This window comes from Geomicrobium sp. JCM 19037, from assembly GCF_000698105.1.
Lineage (GTDB): Bacteria > Bacillota > Bacilli > Bacillales > Marinococcaceae > Geomicrobium_A.
Genome location: NZ_BAWZ01000043.1, coordinates 1 through 21,947 on the forward strand (window position 1 = coordinate 1; position 21,947 = coordinate 21,947).

Genomic DNA, 21,947 nt, shown 5'->3' on the forward strand with positions numbered 1-21,947 from the left:
ATGATACTTACAACAGGAATATAAAGCAGGTCGGGGTGTGGGAAGAAAAGAAAGATGGAACTGAATTTACTTTATTGCCGATTGCACATACTGCGCAACAAGCACATATTGAGGTAACTATAGATGATGAGGGGGATTTTCTAGAAGCGAGTGTGATTGGAAAAGTTAGTACTGTTCTTCCTTGTACTGAGAAATCTTTAAATCGTACTAGCAATGTAGAGCCGCATCCTTTACATGACAAGCTGATGTATGTAGCGGGTGATTTTCAAAAGTATGGAGGTCAAAATAGAGGGAAAGGTAAAACTCCGCATGAAATATATATTGATAATTTGAAAAAGTGGTCTCTTTCTAAAAGTTCGACGATGCAAGTTAAAAATATATACGAATATCTGAAAAAAGGCAGACTCATCGAAGATTTAATCGACGAGAACGTACTGCATGTAGATCAGAATAACCTTTTAATCAATAAGTGGAATAAAGATTATGAAGATATACTTGGTAAAAAGCCTAAAGTATTCGAATATGTAAATGAGCAACATTCAGTGTTTATAAGGTTTAACATAATGTCTCCTAAATTAAATAGTCCAGTATGGAAAGATAAGAAGATGTATGAGTCCTTTAATACATTTTACAATGATCAACTTGGTGAAAAAGGAGTTTGTTATGTTAATGGAAACGAAACTAATCTAAGTAATATACACCCAGCTGTAGTCCGATATCCTGGTGATAGCGGGAAATTAATTTCAGGAACAAACATTGGTTTTAGAGGAAGGTTTAAACATAAAAATGAAGCTGTCGGTGTTGGATATGATGTTTCTCAGAAAGCGCATAATGCATTAAAGTGGCTTATTCAAAAACAAAGTAGAAGATTTAAAGAGCGAGTGGTCATAATTTGGGGAAGTAATGATGAACCATTACCTGCGCCGAATGATGGTACAGATGTAATTCAAGCAACTAGTCAACAAGAGGTGAAGGAAACTAAAGCAGAAACCGGTGGGCATATCGCTAATAAGTTGTTTAAAGCTTTTGCTGGATATATCAATAATCTTAACCCTGAAAGTGAAGTTAGTATCCTAATATTAGATTCTGCTACTCAAGGTAGAGTAGCAATAGTATATTACAGGAATATAAACCAAAAGCTTTATTTAGACAATCTAATATACTGGCATAAAACATGTGCATGGAGACACATATATTTAGACGAACATAAGAAAGAGAAAGCTTTTTGGGGTGTTCCTACTACGGAAGATATTGCTTATGCCGCTTATGGACCTAGATTACATGACAAGGTGGTTAAAGGTTTCATAGAAAGAGTACTTCCTTGCATTGTTGATAAGAAGCCAATCCCAATAGATATTGTAAGAAGTACGTATAACCGAGCGATAAATCCAATTGCACTTAACTCAAAGGCAAGTAAATCTTATGAATGGGAAAAATTATTTAGTATTAGCTGTGCATTAATACGAAAAATTATTGGATCGAGGGAGTTTTGGGATGTGGCACTAAACAAAGAGACAACAGATCGAAGTTATTTATTTGGTCGCTTATTAGCAATTGCGGATTTTTTTGAACGTGGTGAATTAGAAGCGAATCGTGCAACAAATGCCATGAGATATATGAATACTTTTGTAAACAACCCCACGCGGACTTGGTCAACAATTGAACAATCGCTACAACCTTACTACGTGAGAAAAGGTGCTACAATTCGTTTTCATCTAGAAAGAATAGAAGAAGTAATGAAGAATTTTGAGCTTAAAGATTTCAATAATGAACCTTTATCTGATCTATTTTCACTTGGCTTTTATAGTCAACGTCACGAACTTTATAACCAAATCAAGAAGGGGGATACAAATTGAAAAATTTAGATAAGAAAATAGACTTTGCAGTAGTAATTTCAGTAGAAAAGGCAAACCCGAATGGTGATCCATTAAATGGAAATCGACCGCGTCAAAATTATGAGGGGTATGGTGAAATTTCTGATGTAGCTATAAAAAGAAAAATAAGAAATCGTTTGCAGGACATGGGACAACCAGTATTCGTTCAATCAGATGACCGTAAAGATGATGGATTTAAAAGTTTAAAAGCAAGAGCTGAATCTGATGAAAATTTAGCTAAAATGTTAAAAGATAATAAAGCATCTGTTGATCAGTTCTCAATAATCGCTTGTGAAAATTGGATGGATGTAAGAAGTTTTGGCCAAGTGTTTGCCTTTAGTAGTTCTAAAATATCAGTAGGGGTACGTGGACCGGTGTCGATACACCCAGCTATAAGCATCGATCCAGTCAATATCGTAAGCACACAAATCACCAAAAGTGTGAATTCTGTCACTGGTGACAAAAAAAGCTCAGACACAATGGGGATGAAACACCGTGTTGACTTCGGAGTGTACCTGTTCAAAGGAAGCATTAACACTCAACTTGCAGAAAAGACTGGATTTACCTATGAAGACGCTGAAAAAATAAAACAAGCGCTCGTCACACTGTTTGAAAACGATACGTCTTCGGCTCGTCCTGATGGTAGCATGGAAGTTCATAACGTCTACTGGTGGGAACATTCATCAGCACTCGGACAATATTCTTCTGCGAAAGTGCACCGTTCTCTACAAATCAAAGCGAAGACCGAAACACCAACGGCTTTCGATGAAGACAATTACGCTGTTGAGTTACATGAATTGGAAGGGCTCACTCCAGAAGTGTTACATGGACAATAACGTTGAAGACTATTTAATGCTATCAGGTTTGCAACATTTTCAATTTTGCAAACGTCAATGGGCGCTCATTCATATTGAACAACAGTGGGAAGAGAATGTGAAAACAATTGAAGGCAAACACCTTCACAAAAAAGCAGATCAACCGTTTGTAAAAGAAAAACGTGGAGAAAAAGTGATTGTTCGGGGAATGCCCATTCAATCTCATACTTTACAATTGAACGGTATTTGTGATGTGGTTGAGTTTCATAGCGACTCAAATGGAGTGTTCATTCATCAACTAGATGGATTGTATAAGCCAGTGCCGTTTGAATACAAACAATGTCGTGGGGACTTGTCCCTTATGCTCAAGCGCTATTATTAGCAAGACACATTCGAGGAGATTTAGATGAATATCCAACATTTCTTTGGAAGTAGGTGACCTATGCTCGATTTGATCACATACGATGTGAAAACTTCAAGTACAGATGGCCCAAAACAGTTAAGAAAAGTATCAAAGGCATGCCAAAATTACGGACAGCGAGTGCAAAATTCGGTCTTTGAATGTGTACTCGATACAGCACAACTAAAAGCGCTAACCTACAAGCTAGAAGAGATTATCAATGTAGATGAGGATAGCTTGCGCATCTATCGCTTAGGCAAAAACTATAAATCAAAAGTAGAACACATCGGAGCAAAACCATCAATTAATATTGAAGAACCGCTCATCTTTTAACTAGTGCGAACCCTAAGCGAACATAAAATCCCTAGGTGACCCGCCCCAGTATTTCGATCAATTGTGTGAAAGTGTGTGATTGGATTTGGTCTAATACGGGGATTTTGCTAATTTGTATAAGCAAAAACTTTAGGTTTAGGCGGAATTTGACTTTTTTACGGCAAATTCCGCTATCGCACTCCGTGTGAGTGCGGGGATTGAAATGTTTCATTTTATAATGATCAACTTGGTGATGAAATCGCACTCCATGTGAGTGCGTGGATTGAAATGAACTACTCCATTCTTTCGTAGTTATTATGGTTGGCCCCACTCTTCGAATAAATACGCAGATCGGGGTGCCAACACCTCCAATGTCCCTCACTGTCCCACTTACTAAACGTTATATGTACGTCTATAAGTGAAGGTATCACACGAGTAGTAGCTAATCGAACAACCTTTTCCATATCAATGCGGAGATGTCATTTGGATAGGAACTTACCCCACTTTTCCGCATTCTATATGTTTTTTGTTGCTGCTAATGGCATTGAGATAAGCAAATTCGAAGTTTAATCTTTTTTAATAAGGGAAAAATGTGTACTAAGATAACAACAATTGTAGGAGGGCGCAGTGATGAGTAAGAAAAGTATTTTTCTAACATCTTCAGTAGCTGCTTTGGCTGCTGGTGCAACATATTTAGTACGTAACCCTGAGAAAAGAAAAGAATGGGCGGACCGTGCGAAATCTGGATATAATAAGATGGTCGGATCAGCAGCGAATAAAAGCTCAGACATTCCACTAGAGCAAAGAATTGGGAATCCCGACCCAATGGATATTAATGACAATGAAATGGTCGCAGAAGGGTCGACGTACTCGGTTGACTATTACAACAAAGAGCACGAAGACCAACCTAAACCTCACTAAATAAAGGGATGAAAAGCAAGGAAGGATTTACCTTCCTTGCTTAATTTAGGTTCAATAAGGTATACTTCAACGGAATGTTTCTCATCATTTGATTACATAATAGCTTGAGGTGTCTGTACGTGATCACAAGACGAACGACGATAATTTCAGAATTGCAACGAATTGGAATTATTATTTTCGGGGCAGCTACTGCGGCTTTTGGCCTGAATTTCTTTTTGATTCCAGCAGACGTATTTGCTAGCGGCCTGACAGGGGTAGCACAGTTTGTTAATGCGCTCATCCCGATATCTACAGGTGTATTGTTACTCGTATTGAATATCCCGGTTGCGATCCTTGGTTGGATAAAGGTCGGCCGTTTGTTCACGTTTTATAGTTTTTTGCATGTTGCGTTAACGTCTTTCTTTTTGGAGATCATCCCAGTTCAAGGGCTGACTGGAGATATTATGCTCAATGCTGTGTTTGGCGGTATTATCGTCGCTATCGGTACGTCGTTGCCACTTCGGTTTGGTGCTTCTGCTGGTGGGTTGGATATTATTGCACTCGTATTGGCGAGAATGAGTGATCGCCCAGTTGGGGCATATTTCTTCATGTTGAACGCATTGATTGTTGTGTCTGCAGGGTTTGCATTCGATTGGGAACAAGCACTCTTCACGCTCGTTTCAATATATGCATCGTCTAGAATTATTGATATGGTTCACACAAGACATGTAAAGTGTACAGCGTTAATTATTACGAAAAAAGCGGACATTTTACGTGAGCGTATTCATGAGCATTTGACGCGAGGGATTACGCGAATGCCTGCAAAAGGTGGATTTGATGCTTCTGAAAAAGAAGTACTCATGATTGTTATTACAAGGTATGAGCTCTATACGTTACGACAGATCACCGAAGAAGCTGACCCTGAAGCATTTACGAATATTGTTCCGACAACTGAAATCTTAGGTTCATTCCGAAAAGATGACTAGGAGGCGGGTGTATGAACTTTAGCGTAGTGGTGGATAACGAAGCAGCCGGTAGTGTTGTTCGAGCAACGCTCTTAAATGATACGAAGGACGCGTTGCACCTTTATTTTCCAACGAGTCAGCGATTGTCCGTTCGGCTTTATGATTCGGCAGACGACAACGCGTTGGTGTATGTGTCTGAGCGGGAGTGGATGTACATGCAAGTTGTGGAGGATGTGTACGTTGCTTCTGGCGAAGAGGTTGTATATGAAGAAAAAATTCCAAACCGGTTATTATCTGCCGAACATTCCTATCAAGGGTCGTGAAATTGACTGCCAAAAAAATGAACGGGACATCTGTTTCAGAGAAGATACAGCAAACGGTTACATTTACACGCCAAGCGTAAATACGCTTGGCTTTTGTTTGTCAAAATTGGAAACCGTATCGCTTGGAAACAACATCATAGAAGCCGAGGGAGTTGTACAACTTTTTGGTTGCGATGTTGTTAACACCTGTTTCTAATTCGATTCCTTTTAATCCATGTTGCTCAGCCCAATGAATGACGGCCAATAACAGCTTTTTGGCAATACCTTTATTACGATGACCTTCGTGTACGTATAAATCATTCAGCCAAATGTACTTGCCACCTTTACGCAAACTGAATTGCGTATTTAAGTAGGCTGCACCAATCATTTTTCCATCCTCTTCAGCGATAAAGAGTTCAGCGTTCGTGTGAGGGGACTGTGTCTGTAGTAAAATATCGTACATGTTCTGGTAAGCATCGTCTCCACCGATGGATTCCATTTGCCCCATTAACAAATCGGCAGCTTGATGAATTGTTTCATTATCATGATGTTCTTCAAGTTTATAAATGTTCATGACACCCCTCCTCAAAATACCCATTGCATTGAAATGTTTTCCCAGGGAATACTTCAATTATGATAGCATAGGTATGATCATTTAGAAACGAATCGGTTTTCCCACAAAAATGTAACATCTTGTTCAAAACAGTAGGAATGACTTGTGATAAGATTGTGAGAGAAACCTCAAAGGTAATGGAGGGGTATGATGGGTGAAGTGTTTGAAGTGCTGTCATTCAGAGCTTTATGGACGCCTGAATTAATTGCAGTGCTTCTTATTATAGGGGCATTATATTTTTTACTTACGAGACGTTGGCGTACTCGTTTTACGAGTGCAGGCAAGCAAACCTTTAAGCAAGATTTAATGTTTGTGACAGGACTTGTTTGTTTGTACTTAGGATGGGGGAGCCCACTTTACAGTGTAGGACACATGATGGTTTCCATCCATATGATTCAAATGGTTTTCGCGTACTTTTTGGCCGTACCTTTATTTATTCTGGCACTACCAAAATGGCTTCTTGCCGGCGTTTACAATTGGTTGGACAAGAAGGTACAACCTTTGCGTATGTTAATTTTTCATCCAATTATTGGACTCATCTTTTTTAATGCACTTTTTTCGATCTATCACATACCGGTAGTGTTTGACTTTTTAATGTTACGCCGGGTGTTCACAGCGTATACGAGATGGTCATGTTCGTTGCTGCAATTATGATGTGGTGGCACATGCTTGCGCCACTGCCGAGTAAACAATACTTGCACGACTTTCGAAGAATTATTTACATCTTTGGAAATGGGATACTCATTACACCTGCGTGTGCATTAATTATTTTCTCTGGTACGGCACTTTATGATACCTATACTGATATGAGTTTTTGGGCACAAGTGATGGCGTACTGTATTCCAGGTGGGGCGGCTGTTCCTGCATCGATGTTTGGTGGCCCAGGGGTTCTAGGTGGACTTGACGCATACAGTGATCAGCAACTTGGCGGTGTTGCCATGAAAGTTGGACAAGAGCTCGTGTACGGGACAACGATCGGTTTTGTCTTCAAACAATGGCTGCAAAAAGAAAGCCATCAAGATGGCGAGTTAACGATTAGTGATATTCCGTCACACATTAAGACCGGGGAGCGCTAGGAGGAATCGGACTTTGAAACAACAGATCATAAAAACAGCGAGTATATTCATGCTGGCTGTTGTACTTAGCGGTTGTGGTTGGTTATATGACACTGGAGGGGCATCTTCAGAAAATGGTCAGGATACGTCGGACCTCGACTTGGAGATGATTGAGTTTACAGCGGTTAACCAATTTGAAGAAGAAGTAACCGAGGCAGATATGGAAGGTAAGTACTCCGTTGTGAACATGGCCTTTACTCGCTGTCCTTCGGTATGTACAATGCTTACACCAAATATGGGTATGGTCCAAGACGGTATTGAAGAAGAAGGTATTGATGCGTCGTTGTATACCTTTACAGTAGACCCTGAATTTGACAGTCCAGAACGTTTGGAACATTACGGTGAAGCATATGCTGCGAACTTCGACGTTTGGCAGTTTTTGACCGGATATGAATTAGAAGACATCCAGCAAATTGCAAACGAGACATTTAATTCAGTCGTACAACCAGCTGAAGACGATATTATGCATACGACGTATTTCTTCATCGTCGACCCAAACAATCAAGTGATTCGTTTTTACGATGGGTTAGCAGACGATGTTTCACCCATTGTAGAGGATTTAAAAGAACTCACAAACGAATAGTATTCGAATAAGATAACAGTTTCTTGGGCCACATAACTTCGGTTATGTGGCCCGATTTTTTGTGAATGTAAAAAGTTAGGCAGTGGTGGTAAGAGAAGTGAGTGTTGTCTAGTCGCCAAGCCCATACGTATACCGAGAAGAGTCAATCGTCGTTGCCTCTTTATGCGCACAATCATACTCTCCTCACCTAGTGGATAGAGTCTGAGTACGCCAGTTGCTCCGGCTTTTTTGTTCATAGAATTCGTAAGAAAATCAGTCAATGGAACTGATAAAAATACACTTGAATTAATTTTTATCCAAGTTTATAATGAACATACACATTGTATAAATATAAATAGAGGTGAGAAATTATGAAAGTGGCGATCGTCGGTGCAACAGGATATGGAGGGATTGAGCTTGTTCGAATACTCCGGCAGCACCGTCGGGTCGAAGAGCTTTCCGTCTATTCCTCATCTTATGCAGGGACTTCGTTTGGAGCGTTTTACCCGCATATTCAAGACATTTATCGAGGCATATTGAAGAGTGTTGAAACAAAACAGTTAGCAGATGATTATGACATCGTTTTCGTCTCAGCCCCACCAGGTGTGGCGGCAGAATTGATGGAAGGTCTGCTAGATGGTAACGCGCGCGTCATTGATTTATCTGGAGATTTCAGGATTCAAGACCGTTCAGTATACGAAGCTTGGTACGAGCGCAACGCTGCGAAACAGTCATTCATCCAAGAAGCAGCTTACGGGTTGAGTGAGTGGAATAGAGAAAAAATTGAAAATGCAAGACTGATTGCAAACCCAGGTTGTTATCCGACAGCAATCTTGAATGGTTTAGCACCGTTAGTGAAAGAAAACGTACTTGATATGAGTTCGATCATCATTGATGCAAAATCAGGCACGACTGGAGCGGGTAAGAACCCGAGCGCCATGACACATTTCTCGGAAATGAATGAGTCATTGAAAATATACAAAGTGAATGAGCATAAACATACACCAGAAATTGAACAAGTACTATCGGAATGGAATCCAGCTGCACAACCTGTCACGTTCACCCCTCATCTTGTACCGATGACAAGAGGATCATGGCGACAATGTATGCAACGTGCCAGTCATTATCAAAGGAAGACATTCTCGCAATCTATGAAAAATATTATAAATCCAAACCGTTCGTGCGAATTCGTAAAGACGGCTTTCCTTCGACGAAAGAAGTGCATTCGAGTAATTTTAATGATATTTCCTTCTCGTTTGATGCACGGACAAACCGAATGACAATCGTTTCGGTGATTGACAATCTCATGAAAGGGGCGGCAGGGCAAGCCGTTCAGAACATGAACATTATGCAAAAGTATGATGAAGAAGAAGGGCTCTTCATGTTACCTGTGTTTCCATAAAAGGAGTGTATAAAAATGGGAGAAACAAGTTTCGTAACTGATCAAGTATGGTCAAAGATTCCGGACGGCAGCATCACAACGCCGAAAGGATTTAAAGCAACAGGTATTCATACGAAAGTGAAGAGAAAGCGAAAAGATTTAGGCATCATCTACTGTGAACAACCGGTGCCAGCGGCGGCCGTCTATACACTGAACCAAATTCAAGCTGCACCCATCGCGTTGACGAAGCAAGTGCTCGAAGATGGAGGGCATGTGCAGGCGGTTGTCGTGAACAGTGGGCACGCAAATGCGTGCACCGGTCATGCAGGATTGGTGGACGCCTACACCGTTCAGGAAAAAGCAGCGGACGTATTCAACATGCAAGCAGACAACGTCGCGGTTGCGTCAACAGGACTTATCGGTGAGCGTATGAAACTAGAGAAGATTCTTCCTGGATTGGAGCAACTCGTCCCAACGGAAAGTAAAGAAGAGGCGTCGAGCTTTGCAGAATCCATTTTGACAACCGACACAGGAACTAAAGAAGTGTGTGTGCAAGTGCATCGATGGGAAGGTCGTAACGATTGCTGGTGTGGCAAAAGGATCAGGATGATTCATCCGAATATGGCGACGATGCTCGGTTTTGTAACGACTGACGCTCATATTGAGCACGACGTTTTGCAACAAACACTTTCTAAAGTGACCGACCAAACGTACAATCGCATAACCGTTGATGGTGATACATCGACGAATGATATGGTGCTCACGATGGCTAGTGGGGAAGCAAACAATCAATCGTTAACACCGGATCATCCGGATTGGGACGCTTTCCTTCGTGCATTTACGCATGTGAACGAAGAACTTTCAAAAATGATTGCGAAAGACGGTGAAGGAGCGACTAAATTAATTGAAGTCGTTGTGAATGGCGCGCCAACAAATGAATGTGCGGGTAAAGTTGCGAAGCAGATTGTCGGAAGTGATCTCGTAAAAACAGCTGTTTACGGGGCAGATGCCAATTGGGGAAGAATTATTTGTGCGATCGGGTATGCAGGTGTTCCGATTAATCCGGATACGATTGATATTGGAATTGGCCCATGTCAAACGCTCCTCCAAAGTGAGCCTGTCCCATTTGATGAAGAAGAGATCAGTGTTTACTTACAAAACGATACGATCCAAATTAAGATCGATCTTCATGTAGGTGAGGGCTACGGTAAGGCTTGGGGCTGCGATCTTACGTATGATTATGTTCGAATTAATGCGGGGTATCGCACATGAGAAAACGATACATTGTTGTGAAGTGTGGGGGGTCAACAATTAATGAGCTAACCCCACTGTTTTATGATCGTTTAAAACGCTATCAACAAGAAGGAAATCATCTCGTTGTTGTGCACGGTGGTGGCAGCGATGTGAACGATATGCTTGACATTATGAATGTGGAATCGACGTTTGTCGGTGGTTTACGACGTACCACACCAGAAGTGCTTGCTGTAGCGGACATGGTCTTTAACGGAAAAGTAAACCCAAAAGTGTGCTCGGCATTGCAACAAGCAGGAGTAAAAACAGTCGGATTATCAGGGTGTGATGGACCGATGATTCAAGCCAAGTTGTTAGATGAGAACACATTAGGGCTTGTTGGTGAAGCGGTTGAGGTGAACACAGATCTTCTAGACCAACTGACGACCCGGGGATTAACGCCTGTCATATCTCCAATTGTTTCCGGGCCAAAGGGCAGTCGGCTGAATATGAACGCGGACACAGCCGCCGCTCATTATGCGTCGTCACTCGGTGCGAGGGAAGTAATCTTTGTTACGAATGTACCGGGCATTATGAAAGAAGGAGCAGTTCTTCCTACAGTGAGTGAGGAAGAAGTGCAAGCCTTTATTGACGATGGAACGATTTATGGCGGAATGATCCCAAAAGTCCAAGCGGCGATTGCCTCACTTACGGGAGCTGTACAAAAGGTAACGATTATTAACGCAGACGGAACCGGACAAGGAACATCCATTCACAAGTCCGTCGTTCCGATAGTTTAAAGGGAATGGGAGATAAACATGCAAACGACTGAAACCAATCATCTATTTCCAACATATAAAAGATGGGACCTCACGTGGAATCGAGCGGACGGAAGTAAAATTTATGCAAATGACCAAGTTTTTCTCGACTTCATGACCGGAATCGGAACCGTCAATATGGGGCATGGACATCCCGCAATTATTGGGGCTGTGGAAGAACAGTTACACGCGGGCTGGCATGCTTCCAATATGTTTCATTATAAATCTCAACAACGAGCGGCCGATACGTTAAGTCAATTGTCCGGCTTACACAATGTTTTTTTTACAAATAGTGGTGCGGAATCAAATGAAGCTGCCATTAAATTAGCAAGAAAAGCAACTGGGAGAAGTGAAATCGTTTCTTTTCACCAGTCTTTTCATGGAAGAACCTATGCAAGCATGACCGCCACCGGGCAGGAAAAAGTACGAGAAGGTTATGATCCGCTACCTGAAGGCTTCACGTACGCAACGTTCAACGATGCCAATGAACTCGAACAGATTGTGTCAAGCGAAACCGCAGCCATTCTTTTGGAAGTGGTTCAAGGAGAAGGCGGCGTCAATATTGGTTCAGCTTCATTTTTGCAAGCGGTAGAAAACATTGCAAAAAAGAATGGAGCACTCGTCATTATTGATGAAGTCCAGACAGGGATCGGGAGAACGGGGTACCCTTTTGCATTTCAACAATATGGCATGAATCCAGATATTATTACTTCAGCAAAAGGTCTCGGAAATGGATTTCCTGTCGGCGCTATGATTGGCCGGAAAGGGCTGGAGGTTTATTTTGGCGCAGGTAGTCACGGAACCACTTTTGGCGGCAATCCACTCGCAATGTCTGCGGTTAACGCAACATTGTCATTGCTCAATGATCAACTGTTAACAGCAGTTATAGAGAAGGGGAAACTGGTGCAAACCTTCTTGGAAACCGCCCAACAACACTTGCAGGTCATAAAAGAGGTGCGGGTGAGCGGGTTAATGATCGGTCTGGAGCTCGACTGTGATGCAGGCATGATCGTCGAAAAGTTGCAAGACGAAGGGATTCTTACCCTCGTTGCAGGGAAAAACGTGTTGCGGTTGTACCTGCACTTACGATCGACCCACAAGAACTTAAGCAAGGACTACAAATGATTACTCACGTGTTGAAAGAAGTGTCAAGGTAAAGGAGATGGAGACAATGAAAGGGTATATCGTATTAGAAAACGGCGATGTGTTCACAGGAGAAATGGCTGGTCAACAAAGAGAGGTGTATGGAGAAGCGGTATTTTTCACAGGAATGACCGGTTATCAAGAGGTCGTCACCGACCCTTCATACCGGGGACAAATTGTTGTTTTCACATACCCACTCATTGGGAATTACGGAATGCAAGATTACACCGATCAAAGTAATGAATGGCAACCAAAAGCAATCATTGTCGGGGAATGCTCCCCGGTTGGGCATCATCACCTGTCCTATTCATCTCTAACAGACGTGGCAGATCAAAATGATGTTCCAATTCTTACAGGCGTCGATACCCGTGCAATTGTAAAAACGATTCGTAGTGAAGGAGCAATGGGGGCGGTCATTACGACAAACCCGGACGTTGTTGACTGGTCGAACTATTCGTCTATTGAGAGCGTCTCGTATGTTCCGGACGTTTCCACGAAATCAATTGAACAATACGACGGTGGAAGCCTTCATATTGGGTTGTATGATTTTGGTCATAAAAATGCGATGGTCAAAGAGTTATCTGCTTTTGGAGCGAAAGTGACTGTTTTGCCATATGATACCCCGTTCGATACGGTAAAATCGATGCAGTTCGACGGCGTGTTGTTCTCAAATGGCCCAGGAGATCCGAAACAATTGCTGGAGCACTTGGATACGTATAAACAAGTGGCCATTCATCACCCAACATTTGCGATTTGTTTAGGTCATCAGCTTATGGCGCTAGCCTTTGGTGCAGATACGAAGAAATTGAAATTTGGTCATCGAGGAGCGAATCAGCCCGTCATCGATTTACAAACAGGCAAAGTAGATATGACCGCTCAAAACCATGGGTTTGTCGTAGATGAACAATCCATTGACCAGTCTTCTCTTGTTGTTACACATGAGAATGTGAATGACCAATCCATCGAAGGTTTGAAACATCATGAGTTGCCGATTATGACCGTGCAATATCATCCAGAAGCGAGTCCAGGACCGAAAGATAGTCACCCGTTATTCCATAGATTTTTCCAAATGATTCAAACAGAGAAAGAAGTGACCCTCTATGCCTAAAAAAACACATCTTAGAAAAATTCTCGTCTTAGGGTCAGGTCCGATTGTGATTGGCCAGGCGGCTGAGTTTGATTATGCCGGTACACAAGCTTGTCTAGCCCTGAAAGAAGAAGGGTGCGAAGTGGTGCTACTGAACAACAACCCAGCGACAATTATGACCGATGAGCGATGTGCAGATGTTGTCTATTTTGAACCACTTACGCTCGAAACATTGAAGGACATTATTATTAAAGAGCGTCCTGACGGCATTTTGGCAACGGTAGGAGGGCAGACCGGATTGAATTTGGCGCTCTCGGCGCATGAAGCAGGAATTTTTGCCAAATACAACGTTGAAATGCTCGGTACGCCGATGGCTTCTGTACAACAAGGTGAAGATCGTGAGCAGTTCCGCTCACTCATGTACGACATCGGTGAACCGGTACCAGATAGCACGATTGTCTCGACAGTAGAGGAGGCAGTCGCCTTTGCCGAAGGTGCTGGGTATCCGATCATCGTTCGTCCTGCCTATACGCTTGGCGGTGGTGGCGGTGGTCAGGCGTACAATGAAAATGAGCTCAGAACAATCGCTAGTGGAGGGTTAGAAGCAAGCCCAATTCGTCAATGTTTAATTGAACAAAGCATTGCTGGTTTTAAAGAGGTCGAGTACGAAGTGATGCGCGATGCAAACGATACGTGCATTACGGTGTGCAACATGGAGAACATTGACCCCGTAGGTATTCATACCGGTGACTCCATCGTCGTTGCCCCGTCCCAAACGCTTAGCGACCACGATTACCAGATGCTTCGCTCATCTTCACTAAAAGTCATTCGTGCATTAGGCATTGTCGGTGGTTGCAACATTCAATTTGCCCTTGATCCGAATAGTAATCAGTATTACTTAATTGAAGTCAATCCTCGTGTGAGTCGGTCATCAGCACTTGCCTCGAAAGCGACGGGCTACCCAATCGCAAGAATTGCAGCGAAACTAGGCATGGGTTACCACTTGCATGAGTTAAAAAATCCAGTGACGAAACATACGTACGCCAGTTTCGAACCTGCCCTTGACTATATGATTGTGAAGTTCCCTCGGTGGCCGTTTGATAAATTTCATGATGCTGAGCGCGTGCTAGGTACGCAAATGAAAGCGACAGGAGAAGTTATGGCGATTGAACGGAGCTTGGAAGCCGCTTTGCAAAAAGGGGTCCGTTCGCTAGAGATTCGTGTTGATGGTTTGAAGTTACACGGTGTTAGTCATATGGATACTGCTCAGCTTTATGATCTTGTCGAGCGCGCCGATGATCGCCGATTCTTTTATGTGTTGGAACTTTTGAGAAGGGGAGTATCTGCTGCTCAATTGCAAAAGATGACAGGCATTGATTCGTTTTTCCTCGATCATTTCATCTACCTCATCGAAATAGAGCAACAAGCAGAGAGTGCTTCATTAGAGACGGTGAGTACAGAGTCGCTTCGTACGTTTAAGTCGGCAGGGTTCCAAGATGTGTGGCTTGCAAAAGCGATGAACACGACAGCGGAGGCTATTAAAGAGAAACGGACGAAACTCGGCATTATCCCGAGTTTTCATCAGGTGGATACGTGCGCAGGAGAGTTTCTTGCTGAGACACCTTATTTCTACTCTACGTGGGGTACGAAGGGGGATGCAAGCGACGCTAGTGCACCTTCTGTCTTAATTGTAGGGTCAGGACCTATCCGAATTGGTCAAGGCATTGAGTTTGATTATTGCTCTGTCAATGCAGCACATGCTCTCAAAAAGCTCGGGTACGAAACGATTATGATTAATAACAATCCTGAGACGGTAAGCACAGACTATGAAACAGCGGATAAATTGTATTTTGAGCCACTCACCGCTGAGGATGTGATTCATGTTGCCGAGCGAGAAGATGTGAAAGGCGTCCTGTTGCAACTTGGCGGTCAAACGGGTGTGAAATTAACGGAGGCGTTGGAAGCTTCTGGAGTGCCGTTATTCGGAGCGTCGTTTGATGTTATTGATCAGTTGGAGGACCGTTCCCGTTTCTATGAACTTCTTCAGTCTTTAAATATTCCTCATATTCCCGGCACGACGGGGATGGATGAAGAAGATACAATCCGAAAAGCCGAACAGATTGGTTATCCGGTATTGCTGCGCCCTTCCTATGTCATCGGTGGTGAGGGGATGAGTATTTGTACCTCACAAAAAGAATTGGTTGCGTATTTGCAAGACGAAGGACGGGTCGTACAATATCCAATACTAATTGATCGCTATATGGCAGGCAAAGAACTCGAAGTGGATGTGGTGACTGACGGAGTTCAGCACTTCATACCAGGAATCTTTGAACATGTGGAACGAGCAGGCGTACACTCAGGTGATTCAATTGCTGTAACACCCCCATTTTCTTTGCGTACAAAGACGAAAGAACTTACGAGTGTTTATGCGAAAAGAATTGCTAATCATCTAGGGTTTGTTGGACTGTTTAATATCCAATTCGTTGATGTTGATGGACAGCTTTATGTGATTGAAATTAACCCACGAGCATCTAGAACGGTACCGATCTTTGCAAAAATTACCGGAGTCGACCTCGTTGACCGCGCAGTGCAATTACTAATGGGAGAATCTTGGCAATCGGTATTTGGTGACGTGAACGGACAGCTCGAGGACATGGACTTTTACTCTGTGAAAGCACCTGTATTCTCAAATGAAAAGCTTGCGGGAGTAGATCCTTTATTAGGAGCAGAAATGAAATCAACGGGTGAATTATTAAGTTTCGGTAAAACGATACAAGAGGCGATGACACAAGCTTTTGCTTGGAAAGATGGTCAAATTCCTAAAGTTTATGAACAACGAGGCAGTGTTTATTGTCAAGTTGGAGAAGATCAACGACATCAATGTGAGGAAGCGGTCCATCGTCTAAAACAAAAAGGGTTTTCCATTATTGACAGTAGCCAAACCGACATTAGTTTCTCCAAATGGGCACAGCAAACGGATGCACTTCTCTATATAAGTGTGCCTAGTGTTGGCACGAAAGAATTTCACGAAGAACGGGAGCACGCAAAAAAGAATCGGATCGATATTCTTTCATCTCCGGATACACTAGATGCATTTGTAAATGCAATGTCCGCCCAGCATGAAAGTGTACCGCTCTCGATTTGGCAGGGAAAACAATCACAAAAGGTGGGGCTGTAGATGCAACAAACAAAAACGAACATCACCGGCAAAGATGTGCTCACATGGAAAGACTTCACAACCGAGGAAATTGAACAACTTCTCGAACAAGCGAATCTGCTTAAAAAGAAACTAAAAAACAATGAATCTCACGAATGGTTAAAAGGGAAATCACTCGGGATGATCTTTCAAAATGCTTCGACCCGTACACGCGTATCTTTTGAAGTTGGAATGACGCAATTAGGAGGCACGCACTTTTTCTAAGCGGCGAAGATTTGCAAATTGGCGTGGTGAGCCGGTTGAAGATACAGCGAGAGCAATGTCACGCTATGTGGATGCCATCATGATTCGTGCCAATGATCATGGGATGGTCCAAAAGCTAGCAGAGATGAGTGATGTTCCCGTTATTAACGCATTAACGGACCTTTATCACCCGTGCCAAGCGCTTGCTGATGCACTCACGATACAAGAACAGTTTGGCCGTTTAAAGGGGCTAAACATTACGTATGTAGGAGATGGGAACAACGTTGCCCACTCTCTGATGATCATTGCTGCAAAACTAGGCATGAACATGACGATGGCTACACCACAAGATTACGAAGGAGATGCTGACGTTTGGGACGCGGCGCAAAAACAGGCCGAGCAAACAGGCGCAACGATCCGACATGTCGTCGATCCTGAACGAGCCGTTTCGGATGCGCACATCATCTATACGGACGTGTGGACGAGTATGGGTGCAGAGAAAGAGCAACAATCAAGGCTAAAAATCTTTGAAAAGTATCAAGTCAATGATCAGCTCATGGCGAAGGCCCAACCAGGTGCGATCTTTATGCATTGCTTGCCAGCGCATCGAGGCGAAGAGGTGACCGCTTCGGTTCTTGAAGGCAAGCAGTCCGTCGTGTTTGATCAAGCTGAAAACCGTTTGCACGTTCAAAAGGCCATTCTGACTAGTGTAATGGAAGTACCGGCCACATAACTGTATAGCGTGACCGGTAAACGACCCCTGATGTTCGTGTGAAATGAGCGTTCGGGGCGTTTTTTTGTGTTGATCTTTACGAGTTGGCGTGGCTCTATGTATGGTTTCTAATCAGTGGCTAGGCGCACATGTAAATGCTTTCGCATGGTGCTTTTCAATCTTTAAAACCCTCATCTTCTTTTCTGCGGCTGTATAAAAACGTTATACTTGTCACCGCCTATTTTGTTTGGCGTTTATAAGAGAACATCAGTACAATAGAGTATGAAATTATCGTTTGAGGTGTAAATGAGTTTACATAAACGAATACGTGGATAGACATATAAACGATATAGAGAGCGGGGCTGACAATATGCACCAAAGATTAATAGTAGGGTTACTCGTCTTTGCGGCAGTAACGGTATTATCGTATTTCATTTTGGGATTTGCTTTACCGTTGGAAGAATGGGCGATCTTGCTCATGTCTATAGCTTTAGGGTTTATTGCGGAGTTTGTTTTCTTTAAGTTGAGAACATGAGACACGGACAGGCGCACAATTTAAAGATGGTCATAAACTAGTTAACGATTAGAAAGGATGGGAAGAATGCCGCGAATGTATGCTCAGCCGATGCGAGTGAATCAATATTGGTACCCACCTCAGTATCGAAACTTTGATCGGAGCCGACCGCCATCCCCCCATCATCATGGCGATGAGCGGTTTGGGCCGTTTTTACCTTTTCTAGCTGGTTTGGCTGTCGGTCCGTTATTCTTTGGAGGTTTTGGTGGTGGTGGTTATGGTGGTTACGGCAAGTATGGTCCACCGGGCCCGCCTGGTCCCCCAGGACCCCCAGGCCCACCCGGATATTTTTATGGTCCAAACTACGGACCGAACTACGGTCCGAATTACGGCCCTGGTTTCGGACCAAATTTTGGCCCGAACTTTGGCCCGAACTTTGGTCCTGGGTTTCGATAAACGAGTGAGGCCGCAAGCGACGCTTGCGGTTTTTTCTCGTGCACGTCACACCGTAATGTAAGTCATATGTAGGGTGCGACGGTTTTTGTTGAACAATCATTGTCTGTGCATTATAATTATGACTAGGTCATAATACTAAGTGTAATGTTTTAAAGAGGAGGTTCTGGGATGAGACAAGCGGGGATTTATGGGCTTGGTAGTTATACGAAAGGGCGCCAAGTTTCGAATAAAGCATTTGAGGAAACGTTGGACACATCGGATGAGTGGATTCGTTCGAGAACGGGCATTGAACAACGCGTGTTTGCCGATGATGAGGTGAATACGTCAGATATGTCTTACCATGCAGCTAAAGAGGCTTTAGCTCACGCGGACATGTCAGCAGATGAGTTGGACTTAATTATCGTTTCTTCTGTCACTGGTGATTATAAATTTCCTTCTGTATCTTCTCTCATTCAAGAAAGACTAGGCGCCAAAAATGCTGCAGCTATGGACATTGGTGCAGCATGTGCTGGGTTTGTGTATGGGGTTGTTACAGCTAGTCAATTCATTCAAACTGGAACATATGATAAAGTTTTAGTCGTTGGTGCCGAGAAGTTGTCAAAGATTCTTGACTTCAATGATCGAAACACAGCCGTTTTGTTTGGGGATGGAGCGGGAGCCGCAATCGTAGGCCCGGTTTCTGCGAATCGTGGCATCCAATCTTTTGAATTAGGTGCAAATGGAGCGGGAGCGGAACACATTAAAGCTGACCCGCTTATTCAAATGAACGGCAGAGAAGTTTTCAAGTTTGCGGTCCGGCAAATGGGGGATACTTGCATGAATTTGGTAGAGAAAGCCAATCTTACAAAAGATGATGTTGACTTTCTCGTCCCTCACCAGGCGAATATCCGGATTATGGAGGCTGCAAGAGAGCGACTGCAACTGCCGAAAGAAAAGATGGCGGCGACTGTACACAAATATGGAAACACTTCAGCGGCCTCGATTCCGATTGCGCTTGTTGAAGAGCTAAAAAATGGTAAGATTAAAGATGGAGATTTAGTTGTGATGGTCGGCTTCGGTGCTGGCCTCGTCTGGGGCGGCATCGCTCTTTATTGGGGAAGATAACTGATTTTCAATCATAAAGGGGAGAAAGAAAATGAAACGTCGTGTCGTAATCACAGGTATGGGTACGGTTAACCCACTCGGAAATGACGTGGAAAGCTCATTTGCACGCGCGCTTTCTGGTGAGAGTGGAATTGACGTGATGACAAGGCTCGATCCTGAACATTTTACTACGAAGGTAGCTGGCGAAGTTAAAGATTTTGAACCAGAGAACTATATGGACAAAAAAGATGCACGGAAGATGGACCGCTTCACACAATTTGCAATGGCTGCGGCGAAAATGGCGGTCGACGATGCAAGTCTAGATATTAATGATGACAATGCAGAACGAGTTGGGGTATGGATTGGTTCAGGAATTGGGGGAATGGAGACGTATGAATCTCAATTCCGAACATTTCTGGACAAGGGTGCACGTCGGGTGAGCCATTTTTTGTTCCGATGATGATTCCAGATATGGCTGCTGGGCAAGTATCGATCCACTTTGGGGCAAAGGGAATGAATTCGTGCACGGTGACAGCTTGTGCTTCGGGGACGAACGCCATCGGGGATGCATTTAAGTTAATTCAACGAGGCGATGCCGATGCGATGATTACGGGTGGGTCTGAAGCGCCTATTACGAGTATGGCTGTTGCTGGATTCGGAGCAGCTAAAGCGATTACAACAAACCCAGATCCAAAAACGGCATCAAAACCGTTCGATGCGAATCGTGACGGTTTTGTAATCGGTGAAGGGGCAGGAATTCTTATACTAGAGGCACTTGAACATGCACAAGCGCGAGGAGCACATATTTACGGAGAAGTATTAGGGTATGGATCAACGGCAGACGCCTATCATATGACCGCTCCAGCACCAGATGGAGAAGGGGCAAAGCGTTCAATGGAACAAGCCGTCACTGATGCTGGCATTGAGGCTACTGACATCGGGTACATTAATGCTCATGGTACGAGTACAGCCTACAATGACAAATACGAAACGACGGCAATTAAAGATGTGTTTCAAGCTCATGCTAAAAACCTTGTCGTTAGCTCCACGAAATCAATGACCGGACATATGCTCGGATCAACTGGAGCGGTCGAAGCCATCTTTACATTAAAAGCACTAGATGCACAAGCGGCTCCGCCAACCATTAATTTGCATGATCCAGACCCAGATTGTGATTTGGATTATGCGCCAAATGAAAAGAAGCAGATCAATACATCAGCGGCAATGTCCAATTCCTTTGGATTTGGTGGACATAACGCAACACTTGTATTCAAACGTTTTGAAAATTAATTTATGTATTCTAGGACAAGCCATTAGAGTGCTTGTCCTTTTTTTGTAAAAAAAAAGCCGTAAGCTTAAAATTCATCATCATTCGAATCTAAAAATTCCTCAATTGCTTGACGATTAGGTTCTTTATCGAATGTGAGTCGATTGTTTTGTTCGTCATCTCGCCATGTGTTATCGTAACTTCCCGCTACGGGAATCGTCATCGTCTCGATCGTAGGGTTTTTAAGCGTGAAATATTCTTTTCCCCATTCGAGTAACGTTCCTGTCGGTACGTTGGTTTGCACATTTGTGGTAAGTGTACTAATAATCGTTGGTGCATCCGCTACAGTCATATGTTCGGACATGTGACTGTGGAGAATTTCGATAAGATCCATTTGTCGAGCTGTCTTTTTGCCGGTTTGTCCATTTTCTTCACGGATATAATGTAACAGTTCTTCACTGTTAAAACCAGCCGTTTTATTCGGAAGATAAATGCCTTCAGGAGCAATGATGTCAAGGATTTCAAGAAATCCTTGTTCATTAATCTTCGCAAAGTAATCAACAGACAGATCGAAATTATCAACCAACGTTTCCCCTAATAGATCAGTACCCCCGAGATGGTAGACAGCATCGAGCGTGTCATCTTGATGGCCTGGAATCGACACGTAGCTGTCACTAAGCAATGATACAATTCTCGTTTCACCATCACTTGGATCAAATTGTGCGAGCATCATCGTACTGCTCTTCGGTTCCTTTTCCCCTTCAGACCCCTCACTGAAGATTAATACTTGGAATGGCTCTTCTGTAAATGTCTCTGTTGAGCTATTCGCTGCTTGTAGTGAAGAATGTTCAAGTTCAAGGGTAGCCGCATTCTCGCCATCACCTTGATAAGCGACTGGTATGACCACTAGCAGTGTGGTGAGAACAAGAAGGAAATAAACCTTGGTGGCATTGCCTCTTCGCATCCTCATCGCTTTCCCCCTCTGCTCGACTAGTAAT

At 43.2% G+C, this 21,947-nt stretch carries 17 protein-coding genes and 5 pseudogenes; 20 read left to right on the plus strand and 2 right to left on the minus strand.

Features of this window, described 5'->3' with window-relative positions; genetic code table 11:
* The 7 genes and pseudogenes from cas8c to JCM19037_RS18830 form a co-directional block, all read left to right on the plus strand.
* The coding region (gene cas8c / locus JCM19037_RS18800) for a type I-C CRISPR-associated protein Cas8c/Csd1 (protein ID WP_152549151.1) at positions 1 to 1,856 on the plus strand (1,856 nt) is incomplete at its 5' end.
* Positions 1,853 to 2,710, plus strand: a complete 858-nt coding sequence (gene cas7c, locus JCM19037_RS18805) for a type I-C CRISPR-associated protein Cas7/Csd2 (protein WP_042403726.1) — start codon at positions 1,853 to 1,855, stop codon at positions 2,708 to 2,710. The genes cas8c and cas7c, both read left to right, overlap by 4 nt.
* Positions 2,700 to 3,029, plus strand: a pseudogene (locus JCM19037_RS18810) (Dna2/Cas4 domain-containing protein); the annotation flags it as partial. The gene cas7c and the pseudogene JCM19037_RS18810, both read left to right, overlap by 11 nt.
* 102 nt (positions 3,030 to 3,131) lie before the next feature.
* On the plus strand, positions 3,132 to 3,422 hold the full coding sequence (gene cas2 / locus JCM19037_RS18815) for a CRISPR-associated endonuclease Cas2 (RefSeq protein WP_042403728.1): 291 nt from the start codon (positions 3,132 to 3,134) through the stop codon (positions 3,420 to 3,422).
* Positions 3,423 to 4,031: 609 nt separating this feature from the next.
* Complete coding sequence (locus JCM19037_RS18820) at positions 4,032 to 4,322, plus strand: hypothetical protein (RefSeq protein WP_052364072.1); 291 nt, start codon at positions 4,032 to 4,034, stop codon at positions 4,320 to 4,322.
* 119 nt (positions 4,323 to 4,441) lie between these two features.
* Positions 4,442 to 5,287 carry a YitT family protein gene (locus JCM19037_RS18825; protein WP_081829432.1) on the plus strand — a complete coding sequence of 282 codons (846 nt, stop codon included), beginning with the start codon at positions 4,442 to 4,444 and terminating at the stop codon, positions 5,285 to 5,287.
* A gap of 11 nt (positions 5,288 to 5,298) precedes the next feature.
* Positions 5,299 to 5,589 (plus strand): BsuPI-related putative proteinase inhibitor, encoded by a 291-nt coding sequence (locus JCM19037_RS18830; protein WP_042403730.1) that lies wholly within the window; start codon positions 5,299 to 5,301, stop codon positions 5,587 to 5,589.
* A 100-nt stretch (positions 5,590 to 5,689) separates the two neighbouring features.
* On the opposite strand, the gene JCM19037_RS18835 is transcribed toward JCM19037_RS18830, so the two are convergent.
* On the minus strand, positions 5,690 to 6,142 hold the full coding sequence (locus JCM19037_RS18835; RefSeq protein ID WP_042403732.1) for a GNAT family N-acetyltransferase: 453 nt from the start codon (positions 6,140 to 6,142) through the stop codon (positions 5,690 to 5,692).
* 189 nt (positions 6,143 to 6,331) lie between these two features.
* Here JCM19037_RS18835 and ctaG point away from each other — a divergent pair.
* The 13 genes and pseudogenes from ctaG to fabF all read left to right on the plus strand — a co-directional run bounded on the left by ctaG (position 6,332) and on the right by fabF (position 20,972).
* Positions 6,332 to 7,257 (plus strand): annotated as a pseudogene (ctaG, locus tag JCM19037_RS18840) (cytochrome c oxidase assembly factor CtaG).
* Between the two features lie 13 nt (positions 7,258 to 7,270).
* Positions 7,271 to 7,879: an SCO family protein gene (locus JCM19037_RS18845; protein WP_052364073.1), complete on the plus strand. Its 609-nt coding sequence runs from the start codon at positions 7,271 to 7,273 to the stop codon at positions 7,877 to 7,879.
* A 350-nt stretch (positions 7,880 to 8,229) separates the two neighbouring features.
* Positions 8,230 to 9,260 (plus strand): annotated as a pseudogene (argC, locus tag JCM19037_RS18850) (N-acetyl-gamma-glutamyl-phosphate reductase).
* A gap of 15 nt (positions 9,261 to 9,275) precedes the next feature.
* A complete protein-coding gene (argJ, locus tag JCM19037_RS18855) occupies positions 9,276 to 10,511 on the plus strand; it encodes a bifunctional ornithine acetyltransferase/N-acetylglutamate synthase (protein WP_081829433.1) in 1,236 nt (411 codons plus the stop codon).
* Positions 10,508 to 11,269: an acetylglutamate kinase gene (gene argB, locus JCM19037_RS18860; RefSeq protein ID WP_042403734.1), complete on the plus strand. Its 762-nt coding sequence runs from the start codon at positions 10,508 to 10,510 to the stop codon at positions 11,267 to 11,269. The genes argJ and argB overlap by 4 nt, the downstream gene beginning before the upstream one ends.
* A gap of 18 nt (positions 11,270 to 11,287) precedes the next feature.
* Positions 11,288 to 12,412 (plus strand): acetylornithine/succinylornithine family transaminase, encoded by a 1,125-nt coding sequence (locus JCM19037_RS18865; protein WP_042403736.1) that lies wholly within the window; start codon positions 11,288 to 11,290, stop codon positions 12,410 to 12,412.
* Between the two features lie 46 nt (positions 12,413 to 12,458).
* On the plus strand, positions 12,459 to 13,538 hold the full coding sequence (locus JCM19037_RS18870) for a carbamoyl phosphate synthase small subunit (protein ID WP_042403738.1): 1,080 nt from the start codon (positions 12,459 to 12,461) through the stop codon (positions 13,536 to 13,538).
* Positions 13,531 to 16,695, plus strand: a complete 3,165-nt coding sequence (locus JCM19037_RS18875; protein WP_042403740.1) for a carbamoyl phosphate synthase large subunit — start codon at positions 13,531 to 13,533, stop codon at positions 16,693 to 16,695. The genes JCM19037_RS18870 and JCM19037_RS18875 overlap by 8 nt, the downstream gene beginning before the upstream one ends.
* Positions 16,696 to 17,650 (plus strand): annotated as a pseudogene (gene argF, locus JCM19037_RS18880) (ornithine carbamoyltransferase).
* 349 nt (positions 17,651 to 17,999) lie between these two features.
* On the plus strand, positions 18,000 to 18,164 hold the full coding sequence (locus JCM19037_RS26045; RefSeq protein WP_193744812.1) for a hypothetical protein: 165 nt from the start codon (positions 18,000 to 18,002) through the stop codon (positions 18,162 to 18,164).
* 66 nt (positions 18,165 to 18,230) lie between these two features.
* The gene (locus JCM19037_RS18890) at positions 18,231 to 18,599 is read left to right on the plus strand and encodes a hypothetical protein (RefSeq protein WP_081829434.1); all 369 of its coding nucleotides are present in this window, start codon (positions 18,231 to 18,233) and stop codon (positions 18,597 to 18,599) included.
* Positions 18,600 to 18,767: 168 nt separating this feature from the next.
* Positions 18,768 to 19,703 (plus strand): beta-ketoacyl-ACP synthase III, encoded by a 936-nt coding sequence (locus JCM19037_RS18895; protein WP_042403743.1) that lies wholly within the window; start codon positions 18,768 to 18,770, stop codon positions 19,701 to 19,703.
* Between the two features lie 31 nt (positions 19,704 to 19,734).
* Positions 19,735 to 20,972, plus strand: a pseudogene (fabF, locus tag JCM19037_RS18900) (beta-ketoacyl-ACP synthase II).
* A 65-nt stretch (positions 20,973 to 21,037) separates the two neighbouring features.
* Here fabF and JCM19037_RS18905 read toward each other — a convergent pair.
* A complete protein-coding gene (locus JCM19037_RS18905; RefSeq protein ID WP_042403745.1) occupies positions 21,038 to 21,919 on the minus strand; it encodes an LCP family protein in 882 nt (293 codons plus the stop codon).
* Between the last annotated feature and the right edge of the window lie 28 nt (positions 21,920 to 21,947).

Coding starts and splice junctions, on each gene's coding strand:
- cas2 (WP_042403728.1), top strand. CDS start 3,132: ATGCTCGATTTGATCACATACGATGTGAAAACTTCAAGTACAGATGGC.
- JCM19037_RS18820 (WP_052364072.1), top strand. CDS start 4,032: ATGAGTAAGAAAAGTATTTTTCTAACATCTTCAGTAGCTGCTTTGGCT.
- JCM19037_RS18830 (WP_042403730.1), top strand. CDS start 5,299: ATGAACTTTAGCGTAGTGGTGGATAACGAAGCAGCCGGTAGTGTTGTT.
- JCM19037_RS18835 (WP_042403732.1), bottom strand. CDS start 6,142: ATGAACATTTATAAACTTGAAGAACATCATGATAATGAAACAATTCAT.
- argJ (WP_081829433.1), top strand. CDS start 9,276: ATGGGAGAAACAAGTTTCGTAACTGATCAAGTATGGTCAAAGATTCCG.
- argB (WP_042403734.1), top strand. CDS start 10,508: ATGAGAAAACGATACATTGTTGTGAAGTGTGGGGGGTCAACAATTAAT.
- JCM19037_RS18865 (WP_042403736.1), top strand. CDS start 11,288: ATGCAAACGACTGAAACCAATCATCTATTTCCAACATATAAAAGATGG.
- JCM19037_RS18870 (WP_042403738.1), top strand. CDS start 12,459: ATGAAAGGGTATATCGTATTAGAAAACGGCGATGTGTTCACAGGAGAA.
- JCM19037_RS18875 (WP_042403740.1), top strand. CDS start 13,531: ATGCCTAAAAAAACACATCTTAGAAAAATTCTCGTCTTAGGGTCAGGT.
- JCM19037_RS26045 (WP_193744812.1), top strand. CDS start 18,000: ATGCACCAAAGATTAATAGTAGGGTTACTCGTCTTTGCGGCAGTAACG.
- JCM19037_RS18890 (WP_081829434.1), top strand. CDS start 18,231: ATGCCGCGAATGTATGCTCAGCCGATGCGAGTGAATCAATATTGGTAC.
- JCM19037_RS18895 (WP_042403743.1), top strand. CDS start 18,768: ATGAGACAAGCGGGGATTTATGGGCTTGGTAGTTATACGAAAGGGCGC.
- JCM19037_RS18905 (WP_042403745.1), bottom strand. CDS start 21,919: ATGAGGATGCGAAGAGGCAATGCCACCAAGGTTTATTTCCTTCTTGTT.